Raw genomic sequence first — 5456 nt, forward strand, 5'->3', positions numbered from 1 at the left:
GCCCCGGTGGTGTCCTCGCCCTGGCAGTAGACGTCGAAGGGCAGGCGCAGCTTCATCGCCTCCGCGGCCTGTTCCGCCGCCCGGCGGGAGGAGAAGAGCCCGAGGGTGCGACCCCCGGCCGCCATGATGAGATCGTGGATCTCATCGAGGGTCTCCGGCGACAGTCCGTCGCGGCCCGGGTCCGGCAGGTGCCGGGCGGTGTAGAGGATGCCGGACTTCCGCGGGTCGAAGGGGGTGCCGGCATCGAGGCTGTCCCAGGTGCCCTTCGGCAGCCCCCAGGCGGCGGCCATGGCGTCGAAACGCCCGCCGATGGTCAGCGTCGCGGAGGTGAGCACCACCGTCTGTTCGCCGAACAGCCGCTCATGCAGCAACCCGGCGACTGACAGGGGAGCGACCATGAGGACATCCCCACGGCGGTCATCGCGGTCGAGCCACACGACATCGCGTTGCGACGCCGGGTCGGTCTCGTCGAACACCGTGAGCACCCGCACGATGGCGTCGTGCAGCTCCTGCAGGTGATTGGCCAGGTTCTGGCGTTCCGCGTACTTCTCGGGGTCGTTGGCCGACTCACCCTCCGGGGCCCGGGCTATGGCCTCGCGGACCGACCACAGGCCGTCGCGCAGACCGGACAGGGGGCCGCGGGCGGCCTCGTCGATGTCGTTCCACCGGCCGGCCTCCAGGAGGGCGGCGGCCGCGATCCAGTCGTCGGTGAGCTCCACCAGTTTGTCGTCGCGGCCGTCGGCACCGAGTTTGCCGGCGCGCTTGGCGGCCAGGGTCAGGGCGGTGCGCGAGAGCTCGTTGGTGGCCACGGAGGTGATGCGGCCGTCGAGTTCGTGGGCCTCGTCGATGATCACCACCTCGTGCTCGGGGAGGATGTCGATGTCCGCCAGTGCGTCGATGGCGAGGAGAGCATGGTTGGTCACCACGATGTCCACCTCGTGTGCCTGGCGGCGGGCGGCCTCCGCGAAGCACTCCTCGCCGTGGGGGCAGCGCGTGGCTCCCAGGCACTCCCGGGCGGTGACCGACACCTGACGCCACGCCAGGTCGGGCACTCCGGGTTCCAGGTCGTCGCGGTCCCCGCTCTCGGTCTCCTGCGCCCACTCGTGGACCCGGGCGACGTGACGGCCGAGCCAGGAGACATCGGCCTCATCGATGAGGGCGTCCTGCGGTTCCTCCGCCGCGCCGATGCGGTTGAGGCACACGTAGTTGGAGCGGCCCTTGAGGATCGCGAAGGTGGGGCGCCGTTCCATCACCGGCTCCAGCGCATCGGCCAGGCGGGGCAGATCCCGCTCGACGAGCTGCCGCTGCAGGGCGATCGTCGCCGTGGAGATGATCACCGAGGAACCGGTGGCCTGCGCATGACGGATCGAGGGCACCAGGTAGGCCAGGGACTTACCGGTACCGGTGCCGGCCTGCACCGCCAGATGCCGCTCGCTGTCCAGGGCGCGGGTGACCGCCTGCGCCATCGCCACCTGCCCCTGGCGCCGGGAACCGCCGAGGGCGGTGACGGCGGCGTCGAGAAGCGCCTCGGTGGTCTGCGACAAGGGTTCCTCCTGCTGGTTCACCCAGCCGAGCCTACTCGGGGAAACCGACGAAACGGGTACCGATGGCCGGCTCATCCCGCGACAACGCCAGACCCTCCCACGGCAGCGTGAGCAGCTGGTTGGCCAGGTACGCGCGGGATTCCTCGAGGCAGGGCAGATCGTCCACGGCCTGCCCGTCACGCATGAGCGGCACCGTCAGCTCCGTGGAGCTCAGGTGGCCGGTGTCGGGGGCCTCGGCAGCAAACGGGAACACCAGCTCCTCGACGGCCACCCCGGAGGAACGGTACGTGCGGATCGCCTGCTTCGTGCCGCCGGTCATCCCCTTGCCGCGGGAACGCTTGGCGACGGTGTGTCCGTCCACCTCCACCAGCTTGTAGACCATGCTGGCCGTCGGCGCCCCGGACCCGGTGACCACCGAGGTGCCCACTCCGTAAACATCGACCGGATCGCCGCGCAGACCCGCGATGGCGAACTCATCGAGGTCCGAGGACACCACGATCTTCGTGTTGTGGGCACCGAGCTCATCGAGCTGGCGACGCACGCGGCGGGTGACGGCTCCGAGGTCACCCGAGTCGATGCGCACACCACCGAGCTCCGGTCCCGCCACCTCGATGGCGGTCTTCACGCCCCGGGTGATGTCGTAGGTGTCGACCAGGAGGGTGGTGCCCACGCCGAGCGAGTCGATCTGGGCCCGGAAGGCGGCCTCCTCGTTGGGGGTGCCGTCGTCGTTGATGTGCAGCAGCGTCCAGGCGTGCGCGGCGGTGCCCGAGGCCGGGATGCCGTAGCGGTGCGAGGCCTCCAGATTCGAGGTCGCCGTGAACCCGGCCATGTAGGCGGCGCGGGAGGCGGTCACCGCGGCGTACTCGTGCGTGCGGCGCGAGCCCATCTCGATGATCGGGCGACCGTCGGCGGCGGTGACCATGCGGGCCGCGGCCGAGGCGATGGCCGAGTCGGCGTTCATGATCGACAGGATCACCGTCTCCAGGATCACGCACTCGGCGAAGGTGCCGCGCACCGTGAGCAACGGGGAGTAGGGGAAGTACAGATCCCCCTCGCGGTAGCCGTCGATCTGGCCGGTGAAGCGGTAGTTGCGCAGGAACTCCTTCGTCTCCTCGTCGAGGAACTCCAGGTGCCGGAGCTGATCCTCCGTGAAGAAGAAGTCCTGCACCGCGCGCAGGACACGGGCGGTACCGGCCACGACACCGTAGCGGCGTTCATTGGGCAGGCGACGCGCGAACACCTCGAAGGTGCACTGCCGGTGTGCGGTGCCGTCGCGCAGGGCCGCCTGCAGCATGGTGAACTCGTACATGTCCGTCAGCAGGGACGTCGAGCGATTCGGCGGCACGGACGCCGCTCCGGGGTTCAGTGCGTTGTGGTTCACACCGACCACTGTATATCCGCGGCGGGCTACTCCGCCGAGAGCTGCACCGCCACCCACACCTCGCCGTGGCCGATGGCGACCCCGACGGCGGAGAAGACGTAGCGGGCGTCGAGAAGCGCCTCGGTGTGGGCCGTCGAGTGCAACCAGGCATTCAGGAAGGCGTGACCCGAGGCCTCCGCCACCGGCAGATGGTGCTGCACCATCGTCACATTGTTGTCGGAGGGCAGCTGCTGGCCTGCGACGGCGGAGCGCTCCGCCAGGCGCTGGGCCGCCAACTGCAGGTGCGGGGCGGGCAGCAGCGGGGGCACGCCCTCCTTGTCGCGCAGTTCGATGACGGCGGCGTTGATGTCGCGGCGGATCTGCTCGAGAGACTCCTGGGTCTGCGGATCAGGCTGCACGTACCCGGTGTCCGGATCCCCCGGATCCTCGGTCGCCGGATTGTTCGGCAGCACCGCCATGAGCAGTGCGGCCAGCAGGCCGGCGACGGTGAGCAGAACGCTGACGTTCGGCAGCAGATCCATGAAACCCTGCGGCGTGTACCACGGATGGGAACGCTGACGGAACACGGGATCACTTCCTGGATTCTCTCGGATGTATGGAACGGACTGATAAGTCAACCTACTCGGTGCCGGGTGCGGACACCACCGGGGTATGCGCAGCGGCGCACGGATACTGCGCGCCCTGACGCGGGTTGACTAGGCTGTGTGGCATGACTGGTCCAGTGTCGATGAGCGTCCCCGGGATGGGATCCCCCATGGCGACCCCGGAGCTTGATGAGCAGATCGAGGTCGATGTCGCGACGGCGGAGAACCTCCCGTGGTTGTGCATCGTGTGGGATGACCCGGTCAACCTCATGAGTTACGTCACCTACGTGTTCCAGACGGTGCTGGGCTACGGCCGCAAGCGGGCGACCGAACTGATGATGCAGGTCCACACCGAAGGCAAGGCCGTCGTCTCCTCCGGGGAGAAGGACAAGGTCGAAGGCGACGTGAAGAAGCTGCACACCGCTGGCCTGTGGGCCACGATGCAGCAGGCGGGATAGAAGGGTTTAAGGAGCGGACGTGCAGGCGTGGCGTAAGAAGAAGGGCCTCATGCGGGCGGCCCGGTTCCACACGGTGCTGGAACCGATGGAGCGGGAGGTGCTGGGCAACCTCGTCTCCGGGGTGAGCGAGGCGATCATCCGGCGCGCCCAGTCCGCCCCCCAGGATGATCTCGCCGAGCTCACCGGCATCCCCAGCGGGCACAAGGACGCCCCGGACGATGCCGGGATGGCGCGCCTGCTGCCCGATTTCGAGCGGGCGGGCGACGAGGAGTACGAAGGCGACAATTCCCTCCTGCGCAGCCTGCACGAGAACGACATCTGCCGGGCGAAACTGCAGAACCTGCAGGTGGTCGCCGAAAAGGTCGGGCCGGACGGGGGAGTGGAGATCACCCTCACCGAGGAGGAGGCCCACGCCTTCCTCGCCGGCCTCAATGACCTGCGCCTCTACCTCTCCTCCGCAGAGGATGCCGACGAGGATGCGGACACCCTCGTCGAGTGGCTGGGCTTCAACCAGGACAGTCTGCTGACGGCGATGATGGGCTGACATCGTGCTTATCGACGTCCCCGGTGTCCTCGTCGGTCACGCATCCGGCGGGGACACCGGTGTGACCGCGGTCGTTGCCGCCGACCCCGGCGGCATGGTCGCCGCCGTGGACGTGCGCGGTGGTGGGCCGGGCACGCGCGAGACCGATCTGCTGGCCCCGCACAACACCGTCGAACGAGTACACGCCATCGTGCTGGCGGGAGGCTCCGCCTTCGGGTTGGCCGCCGCGGACGGGGCGATGCGGGAACTCGAGCGCGCCGGGCGGGGATTTCCCGTGCTGGGAGAGGGGCAGCCAGGTCCGCGGATCCCCATCGTCCCGGCAGCCGTGATCTTCGATCTGTTCGTCGGGGACCCGGGACATCGCCCGGGGGCCGCAGACGGTGCGGCGGCGGTGGCTTCCGCCCTCGATGCGGACAGTGCGAGCGCCCGGGCCCGGGGTAGCGTCGGCGCGGGCTGCGGGGCGACGGCCGGGGTGCTGCGTGGAGGTGTCGGACAGGCATCCGTGACGGTGGGGGAGTACACGGTGGCGGCGCTGGTGGTGGCCAACCCGGTGGGGTCGGTCATCGACCCGGCCACGGGGCTGCTGTGGGGTGATCCGGCGCGCCCGGCGGTGGATCTGGCGGCCTTCGCCGCACTCGAGCATCCGGCGTCCGCACTCAACACCACCATCGGGGTGGTGGCCACCGATGCCCCCGTCACCGCGGCACAGCTGCAGCGCCTGGCGATGGTCGGGCACGACGGCATCGCGCGGGCGGTCCGTCCGGCGCATTCACCGCTCGACGGCGACACCCTTTTCGCGGTGACCACGGCCGCGGAGCCGGTCGGGGTCGGGGTGGAGGTGCTCCATGGCCTGTGTGCCGCGGCGGCGGATGTGGTGCAGGCGGCGGTGGTCGACGCCGTGGTGTCGGCGGCGCCCGGTCACGGCCTCGGGGTCTGGTCCGCAAT

6 protein-coding genes are annotated in these 5456 nt (G+C 69.7%); 3 read left to right on the plus strand and 3 right to left on the minus strand.

All coding sequences use genetic code 11. From position 1 onward, the window contains the following. The 3 genes from Q4F73_RS05735 to Q4F73_RS05745 all read right to left on the minus strand — a co-directional run. The coding region (locus Q4F73_RS05735) for an ATP-dependent DNA helicase (RefSeq protein ID WP_303358401.1) at window positions 1-1565 on the minus strand (1565 nt) is incomplete at its 3' end. Between the two features lie 10 nt (window positions 1566-1575). Then, entirely contained in the window at window positions 1576-2910 is a 1335-nt protein-coding gene (locus tag Q4F73_RS05740) for a nicotinate phosphoribosyltransferase (RefSeq protein WP_303358417.1), read from the minus strand. A 41-nt stretch (window positions 2911-2951) separates the two neighbouring features. Further along, the gene (locus Q4F73_RS05745; RefSeq protein ID WP_303358402.1) at window positions 2952-3491 is read right to left on the minus strand and encodes a CAP domain-containing protein; all 540 of its coding nucleotides are present in this window, start codon (window positions 3489-3491) and stop codon (window positions 2952-2954) included. 143 nt (window positions 3492-3634) lie between these two features. Between Q4F73_RS05745 and clpS the strand changes: the two genes are divergently transcribed. The 3 genes from clpS to Q4F73_RS05760 form a co-directional block, all read left to right on the plus strand. Then, complete coding sequence (gene clpS, locus Q4F73_RS05750) at window positions 3635-3967, plus strand: ATP-dependent Clp protease adapter ClpS (protein ID WP_303358403.1); 333 nt, start codon at window positions 3635-3637, stop codon at window positions 3965-3967. A gap of 19 nt (window positions 3968-3986) precedes the next feature. Next, window positions 3987-4511: a DUF2017 domain-containing protein gene (locus Q4F73_RS05755; protein WP_303358404.1), complete on the plus strand. Its 525-nt coding sequence runs from the start codon at window positions 3987-3989 to the stop codon at window positions 4509-4511. A 4-nt stretch (window positions 4512-4515) separates the two neighbouring features. Continuing rightward, on the plus strand, window positions 4516-5456 hold a 941-nt coding region (locus tag Q4F73_RS05760; protein ID WP_303358405.1), incomplete at its 3' end, for a P1 family peptidase.

The sequence above is a fragment of the Corynebacterium sp. genome, assembly GCF_030535495.1.
Lineage (GTDB): Bacteria > Actinomycetota > Actinomycetes > Mycobacteriales > Mycobacteriaceae > Corynebacterium.